Source organism: Alteromonas sp. S005 (genome assembly GCF_036864475.1).
GTDB lineage: Bacteria > Pseudomonadota > Gammaproteobacteria > Enterobacterales > Alteromonadaceae > Alteromonas.
Map to the genome: position 1 here is coordinate 447,147 of NZ_JAZETN010000002.1, position 26,517 is coordinate 473,663.

General features: G+C 44.2%; 21 protein-coding genes and 2 tRNA genes. 8 read left to right on the forward strand and 15 right to left on the reverse strand.

What is annotated here, in order from left to right; genetic code table 11:
• The first annotated feature begins 104 nt into the window (after positions 1-104).
• Positions 105-284: a hypothetical protein gene (locus V7R55_RS04555; protein WP_334057716.1), complete on the forward strand. Its 180-nt coding sequence runs from the start codon at positions 105-107 to the stop codon at positions 282-284.
• Positions 285-508: 224 nt separating this feature from the next.
• Here V7R55_RS04555 and V7R55_RS04560 read toward each other — a convergent pair whose 3' ends face one another.
• A complete protein-coding gene (locus V7R55_RS04560; protein WP_334057718.1) occupies positions 509-1,924 on the reverse strand; it encodes a M20/M25/M40 family metallo-hydrolase in 1,416 nt (471 codons plus the stop codon).
• A gap of 197 nt (positions 1,925-2,121) precedes the next feature.
• Between V7R55_RS04560 and V7R55_RS04565 the strand changes: the two genes are divergently transcribed.
• Positions 2,122-2,928: a hypothetical protein gene (locus tag V7R55_RS04565; RefSeq protein ID WP_334057720.1), complete on the forward strand. Its 807-nt coding sequence runs from the start codon at positions 2,122-2,124 to the stop codon at positions 2,926-2,928.
• Between the two features lie 68 nt (positions 2,929-2,996).
• Here the strand turns inward: V7R55_RS04565 and V7R55_RS04570 are convergent, their stop codons facing one another.
• The 9 genes from V7R55_RS04570 to V7R55_RS04610 form a co-directional block, all read right to left on the reverse strand.
• Entirely contained in the window at positions 2,997-3,719 is a 723-nt protein-coding gene (locus V7R55_RS04570; protein WP_334057722.1) for an endonuclease III domain-containing protein, read from the reverse strand.
• 105 nt (positions 3,720-3,824) lie between these two features.
• Entirely contained in the window at positions 3,825-4,517 is a 693-nt protein-coding gene (locus V7R55_RS04575; protein ID WP_334057724.1) for an electron transport complex subunit E, read from the reverse strand.
• Position 4,518: 1 nt separating this feature from the next.
• Entirely contained in the window at positions 4,519-5,373 is an 855-nt protein-coding gene (locus V7R55_RS04580) for an RnfABCDGE type electron transport complex subunit G (protein ID WP_334057726.1), read from the reverse strand.
• The gene (gene rsxD, locus V7R55_RS04585) at positions 5,373-6,458 is read right to left on the reverse strand and encodes an electron transport complex subunit RsxD (RefSeq protein ID WP_334057728.1); all 1,086 of its coding nucleotides are present in this window, start codon (positions 6,456-6,458) and stop codon (positions 5,373-5,375) included. The genes V7R55_RS04580 and rsxD overlap by 1 nt, the downstream gene beginning before the upstream one ends.
• Positions 6,455-9,100, reverse strand: a complete 2,646-nt coding sequence (gene rsxC / locus V7R55_RS04590; protein WP_334057980.1) for an electron transport complex subunit RsxC — start codon at positions 9,098-9,100, stop codon at positions 6,455-6,457. Before rsxC ends, rsxD begins: the two co-directional genes overlap by 4 nt.
• Before the next feature lie 5 nt (positions 9,101-9,105).
• Positions 9,106-9,687, reverse strand: a complete 582-nt coding sequence (gene rsxB / locus V7R55_RS04595; protein WP_014975992.1) for an electron transport complex subunit RsxB — start codon at positions 9,685-9,687, stop codon at positions 9,106-9,108.
• On the reverse strand, positions 9,687-10,268 hold the full coding sequence (gene rsxA, locus V7R55_RS04600) for an electron transport complex subunit RsxA (protein WP_014975993.1): 582 nt from the start codon (positions 10,266-10,268) through the stop codon (positions 9,687-9,689). The genes rsxB and rsxA overlap by 1 nt, the downstream gene beginning before the upstream one ends.
• Before the next feature lie 194 nt (positions 10,269-10,462).
• Positions 10,463-10,539 (reverse strand) — tRNA-Asn (locus V7R55_RS04605).
• 27 nt (positions 10,540-10,566) lie between these two features.
• Positions 10,567-10,643 (reverse strand) — tRNA-Asn (locus V7R55_RS04610).
• A gap of 998 nt (positions 10,644-11,641) precedes the next feature.
• Between V7R55_RS04610 and V7R55_RS04615 the strand changes: the two genes are divergently transcribed.
• The 3 genes from V7R55_RS04615 (at position 11,642) to V7R55_RS04625 (ending at position 16,389) form a co-directional block, all read left to right on the forward strand.
• Positions 11,642-13,015, forward strand: coding sequence for an MATE family efflux transporter (locus V7R55_RS04615; RefSeq protein WP_438823574.1), 1,374 nt, complete (start codon positions 11,642-11,644; stop codon positions 13,013-13,015).
• A 92-nt stretch (positions 13,016-13,107) separates the two neighbouring features.
• The gene (uvrB, locus tag V7R55_RS04620; protein WP_334057731.1) at positions 13,108-15,123 is read left to right on the forward strand and encodes an excinuclease ABC subunit UvrB; all 2,016 of its coding nucleotides are present in this window, start codon (positions 13,108-13,110) and stop codon (positions 15,121-15,123) included.
• A 339-nt stretch (positions 15,124-15,462) separates the two neighbouring features.
• Positions 15,463-16,389: a LysR family transcriptional regulator gene (locus tag V7R55_RS04625; protein ID WP_334057733.1), complete on the forward strand. Its 927-nt coding sequence runs from the start codon at positions 15,463-15,465 to the stop codon at positions 16,387-16,389.
• 108 nt (positions 16,390-16,497) lie between these two features.
• Here the strand turns inward: V7R55_RS04625 and queC are convergent, their stop codons facing one another.
• Positions 16,498-17,154, reverse strand: a complete 657-nt coding sequence (queC, locus tag V7R55_RS04630; RefSeq protein WP_334057735.1) for a 7-cyano-7-deazaguanine synthase QueC — start codon at positions 17,152-17,154, stop codon at positions 16,498-16,500.
• A 94-nt stretch (positions 17,155-17,248) separates the two neighbouring features.
• Between queC and queE the strand changes: the two genes are divergently transcribed.
• Positions 17,249-17,923, forward strand: coding sequence for a 7-carboxy-7-deazaguanine synthase QueE (gene queE, locus V7R55_RS04635; RefSeq protein WP_334057984.1), 675 nt, complete (start codon positions 17,249-17,251; stop codon positions 17,921-17,923).
• Between the two features lie 100 nt (positions 17,924-18,023).
• Complete coding sequence (locus tag V7R55_RS04640) at positions 18,024-18,908, forward strand: amino acid ABC transporter substrate-binding protein (RefSeq protein WP_334057737.1); 885 nt, start codon at positions 18,024-18,026, stop codon at positions 18,906-18,908.
• A gap of 58 nt (positions 18,909-18,966) precedes the next feature.
• Here the strand turns inward: V7R55_RS04640 and asnB are convergent, their stop codons facing one another.
• Together asnB and V7R55_RS04650 are read right to left on the reverse strand one after the other, a co-directional pair.
• A complete protein-coding gene (asnB, locus tag V7R55_RS04645) occupies positions 18,967-20,637 on the reverse strand; it encodes an asparagine synthase B (RefSeq protein ID WP_334057739.1) in 1,671 nt (556 codons plus the stop codon).
• Positions 20,638-21,024: 387 nt separating this feature from the next.
• Positions 21,025-22,692, reverse strand: coding sequence for a M28 family metallopeptidase (locus tag V7R55_RS04650; protein ID WP_334057740.1), 1,668 nt, complete (start codon positions 22,690-22,692; stop codon positions 21,025-21,027).
• 70 nt (positions 22,693-22,762) lie between these two features.
• On the opposite strand from V7R55_RS04650, the gene V7R55_RS04655 reads away from it, so the two are divergent.
• Complete coding sequence (locus V7R55_RS04655; RefSeq protein ID WP_334057741.1) at positions 22,763-23,716, forward strand: DUF3025 domain-containing protein; 954 nt, start codon at positions 22,763-22,765, stop codon at positions 23,714-23,716.
• A 79-nt stretch (positions 23,717-23,795) separates the two neighbouring features.
• Here V7R55_RS04655 and V7R55_RS04660 read toward each other — a convergent pair whose 3' ends face one another.
• Both V7R55_RS04660 and V7R55_RS04665 read right to left on the reverse strand, forming a co-directional pair.
• The gene (locus V7R55_RS04660; protein WP_334057744.1) at positions 23,796-24,500 is read right to left on the reverse strand and encodes a YIP1 family protein; all 705 of its coding nucleotides are present in this window, start codon (positions 24,498-24,500) and stop codon (positions 23,796-23,798) included.
• A gap of 289 nt (positions 24,501-24,789) precedes the next feature.
• Positions 24,790-26,514 carry an SLC13 family permease gene (locus V7R55_RS04665; RefSeq protein ID WP_334057746.1) on the reverse strand — a complete coding sequence of 575 codons (1,725 nt, stop codon included), beginning with the start codon at positions 26,512-26,514 and terminating at the stop codon, positions 24,790-24,792.
• Positions 26,515-26,517 lie beyond the last annotated feature (3 nt).

Here is a 26,517-nt window from a genome sequence, read left to right on the forward strand (position 1 = left end):
TTTTACACGGTAAATGTGAAAAGAGCCTAATTTTCGTTTTTAGATTTCTTAACCCAACCTGCGAGGAATTCAAAACAAACTATATCAATAAAGAAGTATCTAATATGCAATTTCAAAACTCTATCTCTACCATTAACAGCCTTATTCCAGGTGCGTTAATTTCAAATATCTCCATAAATAAAACAGCTGTTGCCTTTAAGCATGCGAATACCTATCGACATGTTCAGTTATCATCAAGACAAGAAGCAAAGCGATTCATTGATCAGCTTATTCAAGAGAGCTAATTAAGCTCACTACACTTGCCAGTGCTTTTTGAGTGGGCAATTATCTATTCGGATTGGCATAACTCACGGCATTAAAGCTAAAAGGTTATAGGTCTTGCGTTTTCAGTAGTGCAACTGCGTGGTATGTATAAAGCGCTGTAAATAAAGGCGTGCTGTTGCAAGAGAAGCATTGGCTAGTACGGGTGTGTACTAACCAATGTCATTATAGAAATAACCTGCGACTATTATTTGGCTTTTAAGTCGACGTCTGAATCTGCTAACAGATATATGCTTGCTGCATAAGCTGCAATGTTTTGAGCCAGTTCATCAGGGTTAATTTTGTCTAATGTGTCATCAGGCGTGTGATGAAGATCGAAATAATCTCGACCGTTCTGGTTCAACCGGATAGTTGGTACGCCTTTCGCTGCTAGCGGTATAATGTCGGGGCCACCACCGGCAACGTCTGAGCCACCGCGAATTATACCCAGAGGTGACAAGATCTTTGCGATTTCATCTACCAGTACTGTTGCTTCAGGGTTCACATTCGACACAAGTTGCCAAATTGTTTGCGCGCCAAAATCAGACTCTGTAGCAAGTACGTGGTTAGCAAGGTTTTTTTCATGCTGTTTTGCATAAGCAAACGCGCCTAATAGGCCCACTTCTTCAGCGCCAAACATAACTACACGAATGGTGCGCTTAGGGCGTTCAGGCAGTGATGCGATTAATGCGGCTGCGGCTGTGGTAATAGCAACGCCCGCACCGTCATCAACAGCGCCAGTGCCTAAGTCCCAACTATCTAAGTGTCCGCCAATGAGCACAATTTCTTCAGGCTTTTCACTACCGACTAAATCCAGTATTACGTTGCCGCTGTTTACTTCGCCTTTCCACTTTGACTCAGAGTGAAGCGACAACGACAGCGGCTTGCCTAAATTGTGTAGGCGTCGTAAGTGATCAGCGTCGGGGTTAGAAATAGCTACAACAGGAATGTCTGCCCAGTTATCACCGTCTGAGCTCATCATGCCAGAGTGAGGGAAGCGGTGAGAGTCTGAGCCTACCGAACGCACAACTAAGGCTTCAGCGCCACCACGTTGCGCATGTTGCCAACCAATGCGTCTACGCTGATTTGCTTGGCCATAGCCCGCACCCGTTTGGCTTTTTACCATGGCATCGCCATCGACAAACGCAATTTTGCCTTTCAGCGCACCGTCATTGACCGCGGTTAGCGCGTGAATATCCCTGAAATACACGATGTCAGCGTTTATCTCGCTCTCTGAAGGAGCCGCTCCACCTAGCGCTGTGCCATAAAGCGGTTGGGCATAAGGCGCAGTAAGTGAAATATGTAAATGACCCCTGTCCCAGAAGGGCATGGTAAACTCTTCAATACTCACTTTATCAAATCCGAGGCGCTCTCCTACCTTAACGCCCCAGTCTCTGGCTCGCTTTTCAGCTTCCGAACCGCCAAGGCGTGGGCCTATCTCTGTAGTTAGTGATTCTACCATTCTATAGCCTAAGTCACTTTTCAGCGCTTTTTGAATTAGCGTTTCCGCATTTTTCTTTTGCTCGTCTGTAATGGGTGAAGTTTCAGCAAAAACACCGAAACTGCATGCACTTACTAATGCACCAAACGCTAGATTCCTAGCGATATTATTCAATCGGGACATGTGTTCTCCGTGGATTATTTTTATATTTTTGTTTATTTGCGTGAGCAAAAATATGACGTGCTTATCATAGCCAAATTGAGATGTGCTTTCGAGGTAAACCACAAGCCGAAGTCGTAAGTTAATCGCAAAGCAGGTCTACTTGGTGATTAAAAAAAGTGTTACCTTCTAACAAGGAAAAAATTACAAGGAAAGTAAATATGAAAATACCTCTCTATACTTATTTCAGAAATAGAACATTAGCCATCTCTGGCTTTATCAACGATAAGACTTACTTCGCTTCACTGGTTTGTGCATTTTTGCTTGTTGGCTGTGGCGGTAGCTCAAATGATAATGACGGTGTAGTGAGGCCTGATTCAATGCTGGGAGTATGGTTTGGGAACACTTCAACAGTTGAAGGCGGGCAAGAAGAGGTTGTTATTGCGGTCTCCTCTAAGGGTAAGACTATTGTATTTTCACAAGCCTCGCGAGACACGCTTATTGCTCATGGCGACATAAGCGAAGGTACTTTTACTTCTGACGATACCATGCTGTATCCAGGCGAAGGCATGACTAGGCATGGCACAATGCAGCTCACAGCGAATGGTGGCAGCTTAGAAGGCTCAGCAACAGTATCGGGTCTTACCTTAAATTTCTCTGCCAACAAGGTGGGCGTTACTGAGGATGCTTCACTTATCGATATTGCTGGCAATTATTCAAGTTCTTGGTCTGATAGCGCTTACACTCGTTCGTTTGCTATCGATAACGAAGGTATGATCAGCGGTTCAGATACTAATGGTTGCGTATATTCAGGCTCTGTCGAGCCAATTAGCGGGATCAGTTCACTTTTTGATATAACGATTAAAGCTGAGGTTTGCTTTGAAGATTTCGAGTACGAAGGGCTTCTCGCTTATGGTGTATTCCCCTTTGAATATCAAAACTCAATTGTTGAGAGAAATGGTATTGTCTTAGCAGCAGAGGCCTCATCAAGAGCTTATGCTTTTCGCCAATTTAGCCCTCAAGATTAGTGTTATCCGATATTCAAACAAGGAGTTGATAGACTCCTTGTTTGAATCGCAGACGCTTGCGTCAAGTTTTATTTGCGCTTCTTCTTAAGCGCCAACTTTTGCTTTTTCTCTTGTTCTTTTAGCACTTCGTTTATAAAGCTCTTTCTGCCGAATTCACGGGTAATAGTACACCTATTTAAATCAAAACCGCGGGCAGGGCAGTATTCTCTACCGTACAAGATAATCTGCAGATGCAGGTCGTTCCATCTTTCTTTGGGGAACAGGCGTTTTGCATCGCGTTCTGTTTGCTCTACGCTTTTTCCGTTAGACAAACCCCAGCGGTACATTAAACGATGAATATGAGTATCTACCGGAAAAGCAGGAATACCAAAGCCTTGGGACATAACCACAGCAGCTGTTTTGTGACCAACAGCAGGCATCGCCTCCAGCGCTTCAAAGTTTGCAGGCACTTCACCATCGTGTTGTTTAATGATCATGTCAGACAAATGCCAAATGCCCTTCGATTTCATAGGCGATAATCCACAAGGGCGTATGATGTCTTGTATTTCTTCAATACTCATTAGCACCATGTCGTAGGGGTTATCTGCGCGAGCGAATAGCTTTGGCGTAATTTGATTAACACGCTCGTCGGTACATTGAGCCGACAATAGAACAGCAATAAGTAAGGTATAGGGATCTTTATGATCTAAAAAGATAGGAATTTCCGGATAAAGGTCATCCAAAATTCGCATGATTTCTTTTACTTTTTCCTGCTTAGAAAGCGGCTTAGCCGGCTTAACTACATCATTCATGTCTATATACTTTTTTGTGTATGCTTGGTCTAGTACATATTAATATCTGAGTGATGCTGCATTGGTAATTGAGCAGTAAGCGGCAACACACTTCTAGACATTAAATTAGCTCTCAGCGGTAACTCGTACCCGCTCGGCCTTCACTGCCGGCGTTGTTTGCTTAGCGGCTAACTTCGCATCGATACTATTTTTGATAGCAATGAGCAGGCCCATGCCTAAAAAGGCGCCCGGCGGTAAAATCGCAAGCAAAAACGGGTTTTCAGTGTCAAATAGCGTTATGGTCCAGTGAGAAGCGATTGGCCCGAATAGCCTATCAGCACCTGCTAACAACGTACCTGCACCCAATATTTCGCGCATACCACCCAAAATAACCAGCACTGCGGTAAACCCCAATCCCATCATAAGCCCATCGTAGGCTGAGGCGAGTGGCCCATTCTTTGACGCAAAAGCCTCGGCACGACCTATAATGGCGCAGTTAGTTACAATCAGTGGAATGAAAATACCTAATGCTAAATAAAGGTCGTAGGTGTAAGCATTCATTAATAGTTGAACGATGGTTACAAATGCTGCAATGATCATAACGAAAACAGGGATGCGGATCTCGTTTCTTACTACATTTCGAACGAGTGAAACGGTAACGTTACTGCCAATTAATACCAACATGGTAGCCAGGCCAAGTCCTAAACCGTTAATAAAGGTAGCGGTAACGGCTAGTAGGGGGCACAATCCTAACAGCTGTACTAACGCAGGGTTGTTCTTCCAAAGTCCTTGCAAGGATAGGTCGCGAAAGTCAGTCACGTTATAACTCCTCTACACTATGAGGTTGGGTTTCATCCACGTTAACGTCATCTATTGTTTCAACCGAATCTGTTGTTGCACAGGTGTTGGGGGCGGAGAATAACGCGCTTTGGTTAGCTTGTGCGTAAACTAAAGCCTCACGTACGGCTGTAACTACCGCTCTTGGCGTTATAGTAGCGCCTGTGAATTGGTCAAATTCGCCGCCATCTTTTTTGACTTGCCATGGCGCTAAATTATCTGGTGAGAAAGACTTGCCTCTGAAGCTTGTGATCCAGTCGCTTACTGCAAGCTCTATCTTATCACCAAGCCCAGGGGTTTCTTTGTGTTCGATAACGCGTACGCCAAGTACTCTCATATTGGTTGTTTTTATTTCAGGCGTATCCATTTCGGGAGAACTCTCGTCGAGTTTTGCCATATCGGTTAGCGGTAGTGCAGAAGTATTGAGGTTTTCACGCTCACTGCTACGGGATTCGTTTTGCATACTTTGTTGTTTATCAATGCCAATATGCGTATCTACTTTTACTCCAACAACAATATCTATATCACCGCTGTAACCATCTGGGGCAGTGGCTTCCAACACAAGCGCGCTAGGTTGGCCGTTTAGCGTAGCACGGTATACCTTATGAGCTTTTCTCATGCCAAGTTCGGGGGCATCGACTTCTGTGCAGTTGGCGTAAAGGGCATTGTCGTGGAATTCACTAGGCACAACTTCATTAAGTACGCTTAGTAGCTTTTGCTGCTTTTGTTGCTCAATTTTGTTTTGGGTGCCGAAAAAGGTTAACGCTATTAACGCTGTGGTGACAACGGCAAACGCACCTAACATAAGGCCGTTTTTGGCCAAGCTTTCTTTCATCATTACTGCTTACCTCGGCCTTTGCCCATATTTTTACCGTAAACGCGAGGGCGGGTGTAATAGTCAATAAGTGGTACCGCCATGTTCATAATGATCACAGCGAACGCTACCGCATCGGGGTAACCACCAAATGTGCGTATTACAACTACCCAAAATCCAATCGCAGCACCAAATATAATTCGGCCTTTTGGCGTTGTCGACGCTGAAACCGGGTCGGTTGCGATAAAGAAAGCGCCTACCATTACAGCACCATTGAACAGATGAAATAGCGGTGAAGCATAGTAATCGGCGTTAGCTAAATGAAGCAGTGATGCACAAACAAATACACTCAGCAGCATGCCACCTGGGATATGCCAGCTAATAACGCGGGTCTTCCACAGGTAAAGACCGCCAAGTAAATAGGCAAGGCTCACCATTCCCCATCCTGCACCCGCAGCGTCGAATACTCCGCCATCGAAAATTGGATTAGCTAATGACTCTGAGTATGTTACGCCTTGCGTTAGGTCGGTTCTCAATGTGTCTAACGGCGTCGCCATGGTTACACCATCGGCAATAGTTTTAAGCTGAGTAACATCGTAGCCGCTGGTAGTGAAGCCTGTAAATATTAATGATAGCGAGTCAAAGAAGCTTGGCGTAACACCAGCATGGGTTGCAGGCGGTAGCCATAGGCTCATGGCTGCCGGAAATGAAATAAGCAAAACCACATAGGCTATCATTGCGGGGTTAAAAATGTTGAAACCAAGCCCGCCATAGACTTGTTTAGCAACCGCGATCGCAAAAAATACTCCAATGACCGTCATCCACCACGGCAGAGTAGGCGGAATACTAATAGCGATTAACAAGCCTGTTAAAACCGCGCTGTAATCAGTAAGTGTGCGTTCGATAGGGCGCTTTCTTAAAAATAAAATAACCCCTTCAATTACCAGTGCACTTACTACTGCAATAACCGCTTGAATAAGCATGCCCCAACCAAAGAAAAAAGATTGGGCTATCATGCCTGGGATCATTGCGTAAATAACCATGCGCATGACCTGTCCGGTATCGCGTTTAACCCGTTGGTGTGGTGAACTCGATAAACTTAACTTCATTCTGATTCTTTCTCTTGTTCAGCCGCCGCTTTTTTCGCTTTTGCTTTTGCAATGGCTGCCGCTATACGTGCTTTCTTTTCATCTTGAGCAGTGGGTTGAGAAGTTGATTGCACGCTTGGTACTTGTTCTGCTTCACTAGACGACTCGCTCTGCTCATATTCCTTGTGACTTTCTTGTTCAGCAGTATCTTGTGAGGCTGCTAAATCGTCATTACCGCTTTGAGCAAGTTTCTTTGCTTTGGCCTTTGCCACAGCGGCAGCAATGCGGGCCTTTTTCTGCTCCGCTTCGCTTAAGTTACTAGATGAATCTAGGGCGTTATTATTCTGTTCACCATTGCCTTGGCTGCTGACGTTTTGAGGGTTTTCATCTTTTGGCGAGCTAGCGTCTTGGCTGTCTGTGTCAGCTTCGCCAACAGGACTAGATGCTTGTGCTTTTTGCGACGCGGCCTTCTTGGCTTTAGCTTTAGCAACGGCAGCAGCTATCCTAGCCTTTTTTTCGTCTTTAGCACCCATTTCATCTAGCTGTTCAGTAGACTGATCGTCTTGCTCCTCGCCAAATTGAGTGGACGTAGCCTGCTCAGGTTGGTCGCTCGTGTTATTTTTAGCGGCTTTTTGCGCTTTTGCTTTAGCAACTGCCGCTGCAATTCGCGCTTTTTTCTGTTCCTCAACTGATAGCTCTGCGTTAGTTTCAGTATTGGAAGGATTAGTATTTGAAAGATCCGCAGTTGTTTGGTCTTGAGAAGCCACTTGGTTTTCTGTCGACGCATCTGAATGCTGGCCAGCTTGGGCTGCTTTCTTGGCTTTCGCTCTGGCGATAGCAGCGGCAACTTTGGCCTTTTTATCATCGTCTGGCGAAGGAGTCTGAGCCGCCGGCTCACTGGCGTTCTCAGCCTTATCTGAACTTTTAGCTTGGGCTGCTTTTTTCGCTTTTGCTCTGGCAATTGCGGCGGCTACTTGGGCTTTTTTATCGTCTGCTGCTGGGTTAAGTTCGTCAGCGTTTACTGGTGTGTTGTCGTCCTTAACCTTGGCTTGCATTGCCGCTTTTTTCGCTTTCGCACGCGCAAGCGCCGCCGCTACTTTGTCCTTAGCCTCAGTTGCGCCAGCATCAACCGTGCTATTTGCATTATCCACAGTTGCAGCATTTTGTTCTTTGGCCTTGTTCGCGGCTAAGCGTGCTTCTTTTGCTTTTCTATGTTTAGCTTCACGCTCTAGCTTTTCGCGTTCTAAGCGCTCTTTACGCGCCTCAAATCGCTGTTTGGCCTTCTCAGCTTTATTTTTTTCATCACGCTGAATGCGTATTTCGGATTTAGCCTGGCGGTAGTAATGCACCAAGGGGATTTCACTGGGGCAAACGTAAGCACATGCGCCGCACTCTATACAGTCGAAAAGGTCGTATTCTTCGGCTTTATCGTATTCTTTTGCTTTGGCGTGCCAAAACATTTGTTGGGGGAGCAGTGATGCAGGGCAAGCATCGGCGCATGCGCTACAGCGAATACACGGGCGCTCTGCACTATCGTCTACCAGCTCTTTTTTGGCCGGAACTAATAAACAGTTTGTGGTTTTTACCACGGGGATTGTAGCGTCTGACAAGGTAAAGCCCATCATAGGGCCACCCATAATCACTTTGGGCGCTTTTTGTTTTTTCGGATTGTAGTTTGCTTCGTCTAACAGATGAGAGACGGGCGTACCCAATAACGCTCTAAAGTTGCTTGGTGATTCAACGGCTTCACCAGTTACGGTAACAACCCGTTCAATCAACGGCTTGCCGTGTAAAATAGCATCTGCAATGGCGTAGCAGGTACCCACGTTAAACATCATCACGCCTACGTCGGCTGGCAATCCATTCCTTGGCACTTCTCGACCAGTAACTACCTGAATCAGCTGCTTTTCACCGCCGGCAGGGTATTTAGTTTCAACGCTAACAACTCTGTAGTCTTTTTTATCCTGGCAGGCAATATTGAGCGCCTCAAACGCTTCGGGTTTATTGTCTTCAACCGCAACAATAATTGCCTTGGGTTCGATAAGGTGAGTCAGAATGTCTAATCCCTGGCGTATTTGCCATGCGTGTTCGCGCATTAACCGGTCATCAGATGTGATATAGGGTTCACACTCAATCCCGTTTAGGATAAGAAATTCTACAGGCTTAGACGTTGAGGTTTTTATATGGGTAGGAAAACCTGCGCCGCCCATTCCTGAAATACCAGCTTGGCAAATAGCTTCTATAAGCTTGTTCTTATCTATGTCGCTATAATTTGCTATTGGAGATAGGTCGCACCATGTGTCTTTACCGTCAGGGCGTATCGAAATACACATTTCTGTTAGGCCGCTAGGGTGCGCTACAACATGTGGTGCAATCGCAACAACCTCGCCCGAGGTTGGCGCATGAACTGGCACAGAAAAAGGTGATGAGCTTTGCGATAGAATTTGGCCTTTCAATACGGTATCGCCAACTTCTACGCAGCAGATACCGTCTGAGCCAATGTGCTGCCTTAAAGGAACAATCAATAATTCGGGTAACGACGGTTTCTTTATTACTGATGTATTAGATAGAGATTTCTTATCGTCGGGATGTACGCCACCTGGAAATGAGTACATCTTTCCCGCTTCAAGGGTTTCTATAATTGAATCAAAACTTGGATACATCACAATTACGACACCATTTTGATGGGGATATCACCTTTAGGCGATGATTCAAAATCCCACTTCCATGTAGAAGTTGTTTGAGCAATTGGCACCATGTCGATACAGTCGACCGGGCAGGGATCTACACATAGGTCGCACCCTGTACATTCATCAGTAATAACCGTGTGCATGTGTTTGGCGGCTCCTAAAATGGCGTCGACAGGGCAGGCCTGAATACATTTGGTACAGCCGATACATTCGTCTTCGCGTATAAACGCGACTTTTTTAACGTCTTCTTCGCCATGAGCAGCATCAAGGGGTTTAGGTTCAACTCCCATCAAGTCTGCGAGTTTTTTAATTGTTGCCTCGCCACCAGGTGGGCACTTATTAATATCATCACCTTCAGCAATTGCCTCAGCATAAGGCTTACAGCCCGGATATCCGCATTGGCCACATTGAGTTTGTGGTAGTACGGCATCTATTTGCTCAACAAGCGGGTCGCCCTCAACTTTAAAGCGAATGCTCGCGTAGCCCAGAACCAAGCCAAAAATAAGCGCAAGGACGCCAATGGCAACAACGGCGAATATAATTGCGGTAGATATCGTCATTACACTTTCACCAGTCCACTAAAGCCCATAAATGCTAGGGACATGAGACCAGCGGTTATCATAGCGATTGAGGCACCTTTAAAAGATACAGGTACATCAGCAGCAGCTAAACGCTCACGCATGGCCGCAAATAACACCAGTACAAGAGAGAACCCCACAGCAGCGCCGAAACCATAAATTAGACTCTGCATGAAATTATGCTGTTCGGTAAGATTTAGTAGCGCTACACCAAGCACGGCACAGTTGGTTGTGATAAGAGGAAGGAATATACCTAACAACCTATATAAGGTAGGGCTTGTTTTGTGCACGACCATTTCTGTGAACTGAACCACCACTGCGATAACAAGAATAAAGGCTAGCGTTCTCAGGTAACCAATGCCCAGTGGAGCAAGTAAATAGGTTTCAACTAGGTAGCTCGACGCAGAGGCAAGGGTGAGTACAAATGTGGTAGCCATAGACATGCCCATGGCGGTTTCTAGTTTTCCAGATACACCCATAAACGGACATAGGCCGAGAAACTTAACCAACACAAAGTTGTTAACCAGTACTGTACCAATCAATAGCAGTAAAAATTCAGTCATGAATAAAGCAATTCCTTTGAGGAATCTTGACGGACAACGCCCGCGAATTAAAAAGAAAAACAGATTAGGTCTATTATCCCTTTTTAGAACGGGTTTAACAACTTGATTGAATTAGGGTTATTTAATGTCTAAACGCGTTGTTTTAGGAATTAAAATAGATTGGAGTGTGTGAGACGATTTAGAAGCCAACTAAGTGGCTCCCCCTCCCCGACTCGAACGGGGGACCTGCGGATTAACAGTCCGTCGCTCTAACCAACTGAGCTAAGGGGGAATCGACACCTAAGTTGTTTGCTGAAGTTGGCTCCCCCTCCCCGACTCGAACGGGGGACCTGCGGATTAACAGTCCGTCGCTCTAACCAACTGAGCTAAGGGGGACCTGTGCTTCAACGGAGGCGAATATTAAAGACGTACTTAGGAACTGTCAACAACATAAATGAAATATTTGTGCTGACTGTGCAAAAAATAGCTTTTTACGGCTTTTATGTTCATTTTGTCGTCAATGCTGAGAAAGTGATGGTTAATAACTGCCCATTATTACCTCTTTGTTTATAAACAAGTGTGGTTTTAGTTTCTAAAGAAATGGTTTTTTCTTTTTTCTTATATATCCCAGTAAAGTTAAAGGCTATAACTAAAAAGAATAAAAAATCGCTTCCATACTGTTATTATGTACAGCGTTTAATAAATCTGTAACCTGTACCTGAGGATTAAAAGGTTAGTCACCACTTACGTGATGAGAAATTAATCGAGCACAAAATCCCGCCGAATATGGTCTGGCGGTAGTTATCCACTAAATCTGTGGATAACTATGTTGATAGCTTAGATTCGTCTGCTGTTTTTGCGAGATCAAGTATCACTTGATCTAAGTGAACATTGCATTGAATATTGCAATAGTCTTTACTATACAGTGTCTTAGGTGTGTTTTTGTGATCGTTGTTCTCGATCTAAATAGATCGGTTGAGCAAAAAGTAGCTTGTGTGTTAATTCAACGAATGACTAAATGCTATCCAACTAAATCGGTGGCAACCTTTGCTGGTTTACGAGTTATTAACATTTTTGTTGGTCTTTCAACCGTTAAGCTGTGAAAACCTAAAGTATATGTAATTCGCTAGTAGCTATATTAAAAGTGAAATGAATTAGAAATTAAACTGTCATGGATTCATCGACACATTAGTTGCATAAAATTACTGACAAAGTACAGCTTTTGTTGAATACCGACCAAATTCGTAAAGTGTATGTGCTTTTATTAAAAACACAGTATTTCTTCTCTCTCTCTTATGCTTTGCTATGTTTATCGAAACAGCATAGCTAAATAGCGTTTACTCTTTTACACTAGCGCGCAGTTAATGAGGGGATTTTAGTCAGCCGGAGCTCTAGTGATAAAAAGTAACGCTAAACAACGTACTTCTGACTTGTTGGAAGGAGACATAGGCACAACGTTAAAGCGTATGACTATTCCTATGATATTGGGGATGGTAATGATGATGAGCTTTGGGCTGATCGATACCTTTTTCGTGAGCTTGTTGGGCACCGATCCTTTGGCCGCTATTAGTTTTACCTTTCCCGTTACTTTTACTGTAATCAGCCTGAATATTGGTTTAGGTATAGGTACGTCGGCAATTATAGGGAAATTACAGGGTAGCAAGGAGGTAACCAAGTCCCGACACTATGCTACAGGCTCGCTGATGCTGTCTGTTTTGCTTGTTGGAATTTTGGCAGTTATTGGCTTTCTTACCATCGAGCCAGTTTTTAAACTGCTAAATGCTTCTGAGAATCTAATGCCTTATATTTCTGATTATATGGGGCTGTGGTATTTTTCAAGTATTTTCCTTGCTATGCCGATGGTGGGAAACAGCGTTTTGAGAGCCTGTGGTGATACGCGTACACCTAGTATCGTTATGGCTACGGGTGGCGGGCTGAACGCTTTGCTCGACCCTCTCTTTATTTTCGGTTTTGGTCCTATCCCTGCAATGGGAATAAAAGGTGCTGCTCTAGCTACTTTTATCGCGTGGATTGTTGGCGCTTTGTGGATACTTTATATCTTGGCTGTTCGCCGAAAGCTTATGTTGCCTCGGCTTCTGACACTCGCCGAGTTGCGTGATAGCAGCCGTGAAATTCTCAAGATAGGACTGCCTGCGGCAGGTGCAAACATGCTGACCCCTGTCGCTGGTGGTGTAATGACTGCTGTCGTTGCTGGTTACGGTGCTGAAGCGGTTGCAGCTTGGGGAGTAGGTAATAGAATGGAGTCCATTGCCAGTATTGTCGTGCTAGCACTTTCTATGACGTTGCCTCCTTTTATAAGTCAAAACGTAGGAGCAGGACAGATAGAGCGGGTAAAAAAAGCATATTCGCTTACACTGAAGTTTGTTCTGATTTGGCAGTTCGGCATTTTTCTTGTCATGTGGGCACTGTCTAGCTGGATCGCCGTCGCTTTTGCTAATGAAGTCGAAGTCAGTATCTTAATACAGCTGTTTTTGATGATAGTGCCGTTAGGCTACGGTATGCAGGGAATTATCATTTTGACTAACTCATCGTTAAACGCTATGCACCGCCCCATGACGGCATTGATATTAAGTGTCATCCGCTTATTTGTTTTCTTCGTACCAATCAGCGTTGCGGGTAGTTTTTTCTTCGATCTAAAAGGACTATTTGCCGGAACCGTCATTGCCAATATCGCAATGGCATGCGTTTCACTTGTTGTTTTCAAGCGAGCGGTTGCTCAGCTTGAAATTGACTCGGTAAATTCTTAGTGCGGCGAATGCCAATCCCGGTTAGGGCGATTTTTTAACGGATGTGTCCGCAAGCGATATTTAAGCAATAAGCTAAAGGAAAGGTTAAGTTAATGAGCAGAGGTTTTGAGCTTCATTCTAAATACAAACCAGCGGGCGATCAGCCTAAGGCCATCGAAGCCTTGGTAGATGGCCTGGAGAGTGGCTTGGCCGGCCAGACACTGCTGGGTGTTACGGGGTCAGGTAAAACCTTTACTATGGCCAACGTCATTAAAGAAGTGCAGCGACCCACGCTTATACTGGCACACAATAAAACACTTGCGGCTCAACTTTACGGTGAAATGAAAGAGTTTTTCCCTAATAACGCCGTAGAGTACTTTGTTTCATATTACGATTACTACCAGCCAGAAGCCTACGTTCCTAGTACCGATACCTTTATTGAAAAAGACGCGTCGATAAATGATCACATTGAACAAATGCGTTTATCTGCTACTAAGGCACTAATGGAGCGCCGCGACGTTGTCATTGTAGCCAGTGTTTCGGCTATTTATGGCTTGGGCGACCCAGAATCTTATATGAAAATGCTGTTGCATCTTCGCCAGGGTGACACCATGGACCAGCGTGACATTTTACGTCGCCTTGCTGAACTGCAATATAAGCGCAACGATTTGGCCTTTGAGCGCGGTACCTTCCGAGTGCGTGGCGATGTAATAGATATCTTCCCAGCCGATTCTGAAAAGCAAGCCGTACGGGTAGAGCTGTTTGACGATGAAATAGATAAAATAAGTCTATTCGACCCGTTAACGGGCGCGGTAGATAAGTCTGTTGTTCGCGCGACGGTTTTCCCAAAAACCCATTATGTTACACCGCGAGAGAAAATTCTGAATGCTATTGAGCATATAAAGGATGAATTGGGCGAGCGAAAAAAGCAGCTTCAGGAAACGAATAAGCTTATTGAAGAACAACGCATTTCACAGCGTACCCAGTTTGATATCGAAATGATGATGGAGCTTGGATATTGTTCTGGTATTGAAAACTACTCCCGCTACTTGTCGGGACGAGCGCCGGGCGAGCCACCTCCAACCTTATTAGATTACTTTCCAGCAGACGGCCTGATGTTTATCGATGAGTCTCACGTAACCGTTTCCCAAGTAGGGGCTATGTACCGTGGTGATCGCTCTAGAAAAGAAACCTTAGTTGAATTTGGATTCAGATTGCCATCTGCATTAGATAATCGCCCGCTAAAATTTGAAGAATTTGAGCAAATTTGCCCTCAAACTATTTATGTTTCCGCTACGCCGGGCGACTACGAACTTAAGAAAACCGACGGCGAGATTGTTGAGCAGGTTGTGCGCCCAACGGGCCTATTAGATCCAGTTATTGAGGTACGCCCTGTAGCAACTCAAGTTGATGATGTACTCTCTGAAATTCAAAAGCGTGTAGAGCTCGACGAACGTGTGCTTATTACTACGCTTACAAAGCGTATGGCCGAAGATTTAAGCGAGTATTTAAATGAGCATGGCGTAAAGGTGCGCTATTTACATTCTGATATTGATACTGTTGAGCGTATTGAAATTATTCGCGACCTACGGTTAGGTAAATTTGATGTACTAGTAGGTATAAACTTGCTGCGTGAAGGCTTAGATATGCCTGAAGTGTCACTGGTCGCTATTTTAGATGCAGATAAAGAAGGCTTCTTGCGCGCAGAGCGTTCGCTTATTCAAACTATCGGTCGTGCTGCTCGTCACGTGAACGGTAAAGCCATCCTATATGGTGACAGCATAACCAAATCTATGAAAAAAGCGATAGACGAAACGGATCGTCGTCGCGAAAAACAAATGGCGCATAACGAGGCCAACGGTATTACACCAATGCGACTCAATAAGCCTATTACCGATATCATGGACTTAGGTGATAGTGCACATCCTGCTTCTGGTAAAGTAAGACTGCGCAAAGTTGAAGAGAAGAAGAAGCAACAGAAAACAGCAAGTGCGACTGAGTTGATGGATCAAATTACTGAGTTGGAAAAACAGATGTTTGAATACGCTCGAGAACTCGAGTTCGAAAAAGCGGCTTCACTTCGTGACGATATTGAGTCACTGAGAAAACAAGTGGTAGCGCTTTCTTAGGCATTTTTCATAACCAAGGTCCCCCCAATGCTTATTGGGGGGGCTTCTAGTCGCCCAACCACGTCTTTATTCAGTTTTACCTATATTCTACATTGCGTCTGCTATACCCTCTATTTCGTATTATTTTAAATAACACATCACTCCTTTGTTTTTATTTTCACTTATGTTCTTTTTACTTATGTAAAAATATTCGCTTAGATAGCTGTTTACGTAATAGGAAAGTTGGTTTTTTATTAGCAAATGAGACGAAAAGTAGCAAAATGTCGTTGTAATAGCGCCACTAGTTACATATAGTTCTAATTAGAGTATCGATAACTATACCTATAAACAGGTGCTAACATGCTTAATCGTCTTCAGGAGTCAGATATCAAGCTACTGCGTGTGTTTTATGCTGTAGCGAGCTGCAACGGATTTACTGCGGCAGAACCCGTGTTGCGTATGCAACGACCAAATATCAGTGCCGCCATTAAAAAGCTGGAAGAGCGTTTAGATTTAGTGCTATGCCATCGTGGTCGTGGTGGTTTTCAAATGACAAAAGAAGGTGAGGTGGTTTTTCAAGAAACCAAGCGCATCTTCAATGCCTTCGATAACTTTGTTTTTAATTTAAAATCGCTACACGATGATTATTCTGGCCATATCACCCTCGTGTTAATGGCAGGTCTGCCGCTATCAATGCACTTGGCCGTTAGTAAAGCGGTTAAAAGCACGATGAAAAAGTTTGACGATATTCATGTGAATATCCAAACTCGTTTATACAACGAAGTAGAACATGTAGCGTTATCGGGGGAGTGTCACCTTGTGGTTTCGACCTATGACATGGTAAAGCCAGAATCTGTCACTTTTCACCCGGTGGGGATTGAAACTGAAGGGCGCTTGTACTGCGCGCCAACTCATCCTTTGGCGAAGTATCGCGATACTGAATTGCCTGATAATGTGAAAATTGGTGACTATCCTGCGATTGGTATCGCTGGCCTGTCGTCGGCTAACTATATTGAAGATGAAACCAGACTATCCATCCAAACCTTTTCTGATTCTTTTGATGCTGCCATGTCCGCAATTATGACGGGCGAATATATCGGTTTATTACCCGATTACATGGCGAAAGAGCAGGGGGCGGCGTTAGGACTTGTGCCTATTGCACAAGGGAGTCTTTTTAACTTTAGCCACGAGCTATTCGTCATGAATGGTAAAAACACGCGGTTAAACCCGGTATTACGCCACTGCATTAAAGAGTTGAGTTATTTTATTTCTGAAAGCCAGAAGTAGTTTCATCAATACAGCTAATATAAAAACACCTCTTGTTCTAAAGCGTTCATAAATACGCGGGGAACAAGAGGTTTTTTTATTGAGTCTGTTTATTTGTATGAGCAGTACTTATTCGTACTCTAGTGGGTCGGTAGCGTTGTTTTCCTTAAAAGCTTCTAAACGCTCTTCACATGCACCGCATTTCCCGCAGGCTTTTTCTCTGCCGTTGTAGCACGTCCATGTTTGCCCGTAATCCAAACCCATCGACAACCCGTCAGTCAAAATAGCTGTTTTGCTGTCGTCGATATAGGGCGTCATTATGGTAACAGGGGTGTAGTTCGCAATACCGCATACGTCATTCATTTTATGTACGAATTCTGGGCGACAGTCGGGGTAAATGGCATGGTCGCCTGAGTGTGCGCCATAGTAGACTTCATTGGCGTCCAAGCTCACAGCGTAACCAACCGCCAATGACAGCAATATCATGTTGCGGTTAGGGACTACCGTTTGCTTCATACTTGGCTCTTCATAGTGACCCTCAGGCACATCGATATCTGACGTTAGGGCAGAGCCACCAATAAGTGTATTAATAGCGCTAATATCGACAATTTTGTGGGGCACATTAAGCGATTTACACACGTTCGCTGCATAATCGAGCTCTTTCTTATGGCGCTGACCGTAGTTAAAGCTTAATGCGTGGACTTTTTTACCTGCCTTTAGTGCTTTGTGCAGTACAGTGAAAGAGTCCATGCCTCCTGAATAGATAACAACAACGTTTTCTGACATAGTTTTTGAAGATTTAAGAAATTATCCCCGAATTTTATGTGATCCTTGGTAAAATCCCAACATACAATCGTTAAAGGGTGTCAAATTGTCTGTAATGTCCACATTAAACATCAATGAGATGTTTGAAACTATCCAGGGTGAAGGAGCACACACAGGTATTCCTTCTATTTTTGTTCGGCTGCAGGGCTGTCCTGTAGGCTGCCCATGGTGTGATACCAAACATACGTGGGAAATTAAACCTGATTTGAGTGTCTCGCCACAGGCGGTGATAAGCAAAGGTGAAGAGTCAGAAAGCTATTTCATCTCAAGCGAAGACGCCCTACTAGCCGAATTTAGTAAACAAGGATACGTGGCAAAGCACGTGGTTATTACCGGTGGTGAGCCTTGTATGTATGATTTACGCCCGTTGACTAATTTGCTACACGACAATGGATACACTACGCAAATTGAGACCAGCGGCACGTTTGAAGTGCTTTGCGATGAGCGTACTTACGTAACCGTTTCACCTAAAATAAACATGAAAGGTGGATACGATGTTTTGGTCAGTGCTTTAGAAAGAGCTAATGAAATAAAGCATCCTATTGCTATGCAAAAGCATATTGACGAACTCGACGCGCTGTTGAGCAATGTATCATCGCTAGAAGGAAAACAGGTTTGTTTACAACCAATTAGCCAGCAGAAGAGAGCAACTGAACTGGCTGTTCGTACTTGTATTGAGCGCAACTGGCGGCTATCTTTACAAACACATAAATACATTGGCATTGAGTAAATGTTAAATATGCATTGGCTTCTCGAAAGAACAAAACGCGATAATAAGTACTCAACTCATTTTTTAACTCACTCTTTAATTCAACGTGGGCATAAAGAAAATGCACAGCTTCAACTTGCTTAAAAAAGCCGTTACTGCAGCTATTGCTTTATGTCTTTGGGCTATTGTACCAACGGCTGATGGCGCTACATGGACGATCACCTATCCCAGGCCTATCGATGAATCCGACGCACGTGCACAATATCCTATTGCATTATTGAAACTAGCACTCGATAAAACGGGGGTAAACTATGAACTTCGTCCCTCAGACCGAATATTAATGACGGGTAAGGCAATGCGCCAGCTTCGAGAAAACAGAGAAGTGAACGTCGTGTGGAGCATGACCGATAGCCAGCGTGAAAAAGAACTGACTCCCATTCGAATACCTATCGCCAAAGGACTTATAGGTTTTCGCGTCTTCGTTATAAATAAAGAGAGGAAGTCAAAATTTGATGATGTATTATCGCTGAACGATATGCGTAAACTTGTTCCTATTCAGGGAGAAGAGTGGCCAGATACCAAAATTTTGCAAGCCAACGGCTTTAATGTTTTTACCGTACCTGAGTTTCGCGAAGGGTATGACATGATTAAACAGGGAAAAGGAGACTTTTTTCCTCGTTCCGTGATGGAAGTAGGTGCTGAGCTTGAAGAGGAGGGCCGTCGCACTAGACTCTATCTAGAGCCTTCAATGGCGCTTTATTATCCCACTGCCATGTACTACTTCGTTAATGGCAATAACAAAATACTAGAAAACCTCATTCAGACGGGCTTAAATAGAGCCATAGAAGACGGCTCATTTGACGCGCTTTTTGAGTCTACTTACGCGCCTATTTTAGAATCTTTAGACGTTAATAAGCGCAAAATTTTTACTTTAGAAAATCCATTGCTCCCCATTGAAACGCCTCTTACTAATTCTGCACTTTGGTATAAAGTAGAACAGCAATAAAAAACGCAGCCTAAGCTGCGTTTTCTACATTTTCCATATTGCTGTTTCGTTGCGTCTATTAAGACTCACCAGCGTGAACATCTTTCATTGAGCGACCAGAGGGGTCGGCATTGTTCTTAAAGCTCTCATCCCATTCAAGAGCTTCTGCAGTACTACAGGCAATTGACTTGCCGCCTGGTACGCAGCGCGCAGCACTTTCTTGAGGGAAGTAGCTCTCGAAAATAGTACGGTAGTAATAGCCTTCTTTGGTGTCAGGCGTATTCACTGGGAAGCGGAACTCCGCAGTAGCCAGCTGTTGGTCGGTTACTTCGTTTTCAACAAAGTCGCGAATTGAGTCAATCCACGAATAACCTACACCGTCACCAAATTGCTCTTTTTGACGCCACAATACTTCCGCAGGCAGTGTTTCGCCATTATCAAATGCTTTACGAAGGATCCACTTTTCCATTTTTCCATCAAGACACATTTTGTCTTGTGGGTTTAGGCGCATGGCTACGTCAATAAAGTTCTTATCTAAGAAAGGAACACGTGCTTCAACACCCCATGCTGACGTCGCTTTGTTGGCACGAGCACAATCAAACATGTGAAGTCGATCTAGCTTACGTACCGTTTCTTCGTGGAATTCTTTGGCATTTGGCGCCTTGTGGAAATACAGATAGCCACCAAAAATTTCATCAGAGCCTTCACCGGAAAGTACCATCTTTATACCCATTGCTTTAATTTTGCGGGTCATAAGGTACATTGGGGTAGCAGCGCGGATAGTGGTTGTATCGTAGGTCTCTAGGTGGAAGATAACATCACGGATGGCATCTAAACCTTCTTGGATAGTGAAGTGGATTTCATGGTGCACAGTACCAATCATATCTGCAACTTTCTTTGCGGCCTTAAGGTCAGGAGCACCTTCAAGACCTACGGCGAAACTGTGTAGGCGTGGCCACCAGGCGTCGGTCTTATCTTCATCTTCAACACGTTTAGCTACGTACTGTGCAGCAACGGCAGAAACCAGTGATGAGTCTAGACCACCAGACAGCAGCACTGCGTAAGGCACGTCAGACATCATGTGTGACTTCACTGCTTTTTCAAACGCTACACGAAGCTCGTCTAAATCGCTAGCGTTGTCTTTTACGTTATCGTATTCCATCCAATCGCGTTTGTAGTACTTAGTGACTTTTCCTTCTTTGCTCCACAGGTAGTGGCCCGGGGGGAATTCACTAATTGTCTTACATACGCCGGCTAGTGCTTTCATTTCTGACGAAACATAGAAGTTACCGTGTTCGTCGTAACCCGTATATAGAGGAATAATACCAATATGGTCACGGGCAATCAGGTAGGCATCTTGCTCTTCATCGTAAAGAATAAACGCGAACATGCCTTCTAGGTCATCAATAAAATCGATACCTTTTTGCTGAAAAAGCGGGAGAATAACTTCACAATCTGAGCGGGTTTTAAATGGATACGGCTCATCTAAGTCAGCGGCTAGCTGCTTGTGGTTGTATATCTCGCCGTTAACAGCAAGAATTTGCTTATCGTTTTGGCTGATAAGAGGCTGTGCCCCTGTATCTACGTCGACAATCGCCAGTCTTTCGTGACAAAGAATGGTATTGTCATTATTCCAGATACCCGACCAGTCAGGGCCACGGTGGCGCAAAAGTTTTGATAAATCGAGGGCTTGGGTTCTGAGTTCAGACACATCGGTTTTGATATCAAGGATACCGAAAATACCACACATATAACGGATTCTCTCTGTTCACTTGTTGAAAAAAATAATAGAAGTTTTTTCTGTCGGTACTCGCGTACGAGTGGGCGAAGGATTGTTTTTATTCTTTTTTCGCGTGCCTTGAATGTGCCAGTCTGACAGGAAATTGCAAGTACATTATGATGAGAAAATGGAAATACTTATTCCTTTTATCTCAAAATAGCCGTTTATTTACATTTTTATCCTATTTCGAGTGAATAATTATGTTGTGAGTGAGTTTGCTGAGTAATCAAAAATAGCAGTTCGAAGCCGCTTGAATCAGTATTCTGGAAGTGAGAAATAAGAAAGGGCCTATAAAAAGGCCCTTTTAATTTCACTGCATAACTACGCATTTTTAACGCTTAAAAGTCAGCGCAGATATTAATTTTTACGCTGAAACTCACTTGCTTCATTCCATTTAGGCCAAGCGTCAGCATTTGCAACGCCTACGCCCACGTCAAACAGCATTTGCGTGTCCTGTACTATACCGCTTAGATCCCAGTCATCGCGATATTGGTCGCACACTTGATGGTAGCAGCCTGTTACAATAACGTTCATACGTTTTCTATACTTAGCCGTTTCTTCATCTGCTGGCTCATTGCCGCCCTCTGCATATAGTGCCGGTACACCTTGTTTAGCGAAGCTGAAGTGGTCAGAACGGTAGTAGTAACCTGCTTCAGGTCGGTCTTCTTGGGTAAGTGTTCGGCCTTGTTTAGCCGCAGCTGCTTCAAGGTAGTCTTCCATTTCTGATTTACCCATTCCAACAACAGCCACATTTTTGGTTTTGCCCAATACGTTCATTGCATCCATATTGATGTTTGCAACGGTATTCTCAATTGGAATAACAGGGTTACTGGCATAAAATTTACTGCCCAATAAGCCTTGCTCTTCAGCCGTAACCACCAAAAATGACACTGAACGTTTAGGTGCAGGCGAAAGTTCTGAATAAGCGCTAGCCATGGCAAGCATAGCAGCAGTACCTGTGGCGTTGTCGTGGGCGCCATTATAGATTTGGTCGCCTTCTTCGCTTTTGTCTTTACCTAAATGATCCCAATGGGCTGTGTAGATAATATGCTCATCAGGAAACTCGGTACCCGGTAACGTGGCGATTACGTTGTTGCTTTCTGACTTTTCGAAAGTGTTCTTCACGGTAACCGATGCTTTGATATCCATCGCTTTGCTATATGGACCCTGCATGGCGTTAGCTTTTTCGGCATCAAAATCAAGGCCGGCATCAGCAAACACTTTTTTCGCAGCATCTAACGTAAGCCAACCTTCAACAGCAACGCGGCTCGCGCCTTTATCGGCACTAACTAAACCGTACTGCGGACCACTCCAGCTGTTTGCAACAACAGACCAGCCATAAGACGCTGGCGCGGTTTCGTGAACGATAATGGCACCCGCCGCCCCTTGTCGACTCGCCTCTTCGTATTTGTAACTCCAACGGCCATAATAGGTCATGGTAGTACCTTGAAACTTACCGCTTTCTGGGTTTTCAAAACCAGGGTCGTTGATTAGCATAACCACGGTTTTGCCCTTAACATCCAACCCTTCGTAATCGTTCCAGTCGTATTCTGGTGCATTAACGCCGTAACCAACGAACACCAGTTCGGAATCTTCAAGAGATACCGAGCTTTGCTCACGCTTCGAAGAGGCAACCATTTGCTCTTTGTAGGCAAAGGTATTGTCGCCAATGGTCATGGTCATATCTGGATCAGCGGTAATTTCCATAAGCGCAACTTTTTGAAGGAAGCTATCGCCATTACCCGGCTTAAGACCTGCTTTAGTAAATTCACTGACCAGGTAATCAATGGTTTTCTTTTCACCTTCAGTCGTTGGTAAACGACCTTCAAACTCATCGGAAGACAAGACTTTTAACGGCTCGCGGATATCAGCATCAGAAATGCTGTTATAAACACTGTCGAAGTTAGAAGCCACAGGCATAGTTTTCTGCGCTGTCTCGTTTGTCGTGGTGCTGTCGTTGTTAGGTGTGCAAGCACTTACGCCTAAAAGGGTAGGTACAAGCAATGGCAAAAACATTTTTTTCATTGTTAGTCTCTGTTTGCTCTACAATACGCAACCAGTATAGAGAAAACCCCAAAGCGAACCAATAGTTGATATGCAATCAAACTCAATCCCCTTCTGTAAAGACTACTTACTAAAACACGCCAGTAAACCGGTTACGGCGCTTCTTGAAGAGGTTGGCTTGCTTAGTAACGACGAATTTCCTACACCTGAACAGCTAAATGAATTAACGACTCGATATTATGATCATTGGCAAGGGCCACAGTTTAAAGGACAAAGCCAGTTCTCACATGATGACCAGCGGTATTACGAGACCATCATTAGTGAAGACGGTGTAGTTCCTACCCGAGAGCATAGCTGGCACGACTTGTTTAATGCACTTATCTGGCTGCAGTTTCCAAAAACAAAATCTTTGTTAAACGCGCTACATATTAGTGATATCAATACGCACGGTGTAAACCCCAGAACGGCGCGCCGCAATCGCATTACTCACTTCGATGAGTGTGGTGTAGTGATTGCCATTGAAGCACCCGAGAATACTGATTCAAATAAGCCTAAGCGAACAGCAACACTTGCTAACTCATATAGCAAAGCAACAGGTAAGGCCATGCAAGGTGCGCCAAATGGCAGTGACACTCTTGAAACGTTTTTAGCGGAATTAGCGTCCCATCAGTGGGAGCGTGTTTTTGTTGAAAAACGAGCGCTGTGGCATACACAGGTCAGCCCTTTTATTTTCGGGCACGCAAATTTAGAAATGATGCTAAATCCATTTGTCGGTTTGACGGGCAAGTGGTTAGCAGTGTCTGTACCTCAAGGCTTTAGCCGACTTGATAAATGGCAGCAGCGCTTGGTGCTAGACGATGCGATGACAGCACGCATCAAAACGTTAAATTATTTTGAGAGTACACCGCTTTTAAAGCCATTGCCTTTGCTTGGTGTACCACTGTGGCACGGTCAACAAGATGAAGCGTTTTATCAGAATAAAGACTATTTTAGACCGCTACGTGAGAGAAGTAAGCCGACAATTCAGCTACCTTTGTGGTCTTAAAGAGCTTGGCGCTGCTCCAGTTTTATCGGAGCAGCGCCAATAAATAGCCAAATTAAACGCGGCTATTAATTGTATTTTTTTAGAATAGCGCTAAAGCAATCAGCCAAATGCCGTAAATAACCACATAAGGTGCGCTTGCAATGAGTGCAGCCTTCTTAAGAGGAAAAGACGTCCACTGGGAGATGCCTACTGTGGCTAAATAAATTCCCCAAAAAAGCTCTAATCTTAAAGCTTGTCCGAAAGCATACCAAGGTGAGTCCATAGGAATACTTGCAATAAAGCCTAAGGATGCTGGTGATAAGATTGATGGTGCCACCTGGTGGTCGCCTGCAAATAACAGCAGTGCCACACCCACTAAACCAGTCAGAACGTAAGGCATTGAAAGCCACCATGCAAAACCATACCAATCTGTGAAACCAAAAACATGGCTATCGTCTGAACGGGTCATCAAGTTTACGTACACGGCATAAACAGCGTTAACAATGATAGGAACAAAAAAAGCGCCGATAATAGAAGACCAAAGTAGCGCATCTCTTGTGAAGAAAGACTTCATCTGCTCTTCTTCAGCCGGGCTCATATCGCCTTGTGAAGCGATGTTCATTTCTGCAAACCACTCAATGTCGACAAAGTTCACATAAAGATATTGTGATACTAGTGTAATAGCCATAACCAAGATAAACGGCATCCAGCTCCAGTTGTTGTGCTCGCCAACCGCTTTGAATACGCCATTCGGTTTAAAAAAGATATCATTACACGCTTGAAAAGGATTCGTCACAGTGTGCATCCCTTGCTCCTCTTTCTTAGTTTTTATTTGCTACTTAGGTTTTGTGTAAAACAATGCTGTAAATTATTGTTCGTTTACACGTAGATAAGTATAAAGAGTACTGGCGGGTACAGGTTATGTACAGCACAAGATTCTGATAAAGAGACATTTTTTGTAAGGGGAAATTAATAAGGGTAGTGTTATCTATGTGGGCTGGTATAAAGTGCAGTGCGCAGATTCGGTTAGAGAGCAGTAAAAAGGGAAGCATAGCTTCCCATTTGTTCTTTATGCTGACAAGACCTTATACAGCCTATAGATAAGTTATATTCAGCAGTGTAAGCACTATTGTGCTGTACATCACAGATATAGGTAGACCTATCTTTATAAAATGCGCAAATTTGTAGTTAGCAGCGTTGTAAACCAAGAGGTTGGTTTGGTAGCCAAATGGCGATATAAAGCTTGCGCTCGCGGCAAATGCTACAGCTAAAGCGAATGGCATTAGCGGAGCTCCAATAATTTGCACTAGCCCATAAGCAAAAGGAAACATTAAAGCCGCAGCTGCATTGTTGGTAACGAACTCAGTTAAAAGTAAGGTTAGCAAGTAGATAACCACGAGCGCCACAAACCAATCAGTGCCCGCCAAAAGAGGCATGAGCGCTTCGGTTGTAGTGGTAATGACCCCAGAGTTTTCGAGCGCAGTGGCTAAACTTAGCGCACCGACTATTACAACAATCAAGTTTAGCGGGAGGTTTCGCTTCATTTCGCCGTTTGACGTAACCCTAACCCCGATAAGAACAGCAGCTAAGAACAGTAAACCAATAGCCAATGAAATGACATTAGTCGCGGCTAATAACACTGTCGTAAGGAAACCACCAAGGGTGATCCACTCTTGCTTATTGGTTAATGGGCGGGCAATTTTTTGCTCTGACAGAATGAAAAAGTTTTTATTTAAATTTTGACGAGTCGCAAAGTCTGGGCCCGTAGCTAAAAGCAAGAAGTCACCCGCCTGAAGCTTTATTTCGCCTAACTTCCCTGATAGTTGCTCTCCATCGCGGCGAATAGCGACGACAGCGGCATCGAACAGCGCTCTGAAACCAAGGTTCTTAATGGTTTGCCCAATTATTTGAGCGCGGTTGGCTACTACAACTTCCGTTAAGCTTTCACGCAAAACACCATCGGTTTCTGCGAACATGCTTAATCCTTTTATATGGCTTAAGTTATCCAGTTTTTGGACATTACCAGAGAAGATCAGCTTGTCGTTTTCCACAATAACTAAGTCAGGACCAACAGGTGAGATGAGGTTGCCGTCACGCACTACCTCTACCAAAAAAAGCTCAGGCAGGTTACGTAAGTGATTTTGCTCAACGGTTTTTCCGATTAGCTCTGAACCTGCTTCGACTTCTGCTTCAACCATATACTCATGATAGTTATTGTTCTTGTTGCCAATATTAGGTAGCAAAGGTAATAACATGAACATGAGAAGGCCACAGCTTAGCCCAGCAATAGAGCCATACAGAGTAAAGTCGAAGAAATTGAAGCCTGGGTGCCCATGCTCTTGTAGAAAGCTATCTACAATAAGGTTAGTTGAGGTACCGATTAAAGTCACCGTACCACCGAGTATTGCAGCATACGAAAGGGGGATCAGTAATCGGGATGCTGGGTGATATTGGTTTTGCTTAATTGGACCAATAAGGCTTGCCACAATTGCTGTATTGTTGAGTAGCGCTGAAGAAACAAAAGTAAGTGAGAACAGTCGCCAGTAAGAATGCGTAAAGTTAGCACTAACAAGTTTTCTACCGAGGCGTTTTATTAACGCGGTTTTATCAATAGCACTGCTCACTAAAAGCAACAAAACAAGGGTGATTAGGCCCTTGTTTGTTAAGTTTAGCAAGATGTCATCAAGAGATAACTGCTGGGTAACCAGTAAAGCTAACACTGCACCAGAAAACACAGTGGAAGGGCGCTGACTGGTAAAAATCAGCGCGCATATCGTACCGACAAAAATTGCCAGTACGACGAACTGGGTCACATCCATATT